Origin of the sequence: Zoogloea sp. LCSB751 (genome assembly GCF_002028455.1) — a bacterium.
Taxonomy (GTDB): domain Bacteria; phylum Pseudomonadota; class Gammaproteobacteria; order Burkholderiales; family Rhodocyclaceae; genus Zoogloea.
The window spans coordinates 1-251 of the sequence record NZ_MWUM01000418.1; the positions used below are offsets into that span (position 1 = coordinate 1).

1 protein-coding gene is annotated in these 251 nt (G+C 47.4%); it reads right to left on the reverse strand.

Annotated elements, in window-relative coordinates; all coding sequences use genetic code 11:
* Positions 1 to 251: hypothetical protein (locus tag B4920_RS27175; protein ID WP_216820104.1), on the reverse strand; the 251-nt coding region annotated here is incomplete at both ends.

Consider the following 251-nt stretch of genomic DNA (forward strand, 5'->3'; position numbering starts at 1 on the left):
GATAAATACATAATGGCATTCGGCCAATGCACCCGCTTGATATTTACTGCTATTACCCGATTGCACCATACGGCCAAGTAGGTCTGAACGGCGGATATTGCCACTCAGATAGCGATAACTGACATGCTTTTCAGCAATTGAGCCTTGGTTGTCCTGCGGCGCTTCATATTGCCAATGGAATTGAATGGTTTTGTCTTCGGGGCGCTTTGCCACCAGATAAGCAGCTGCCAATGGCTCAAGCGTTTCCATTA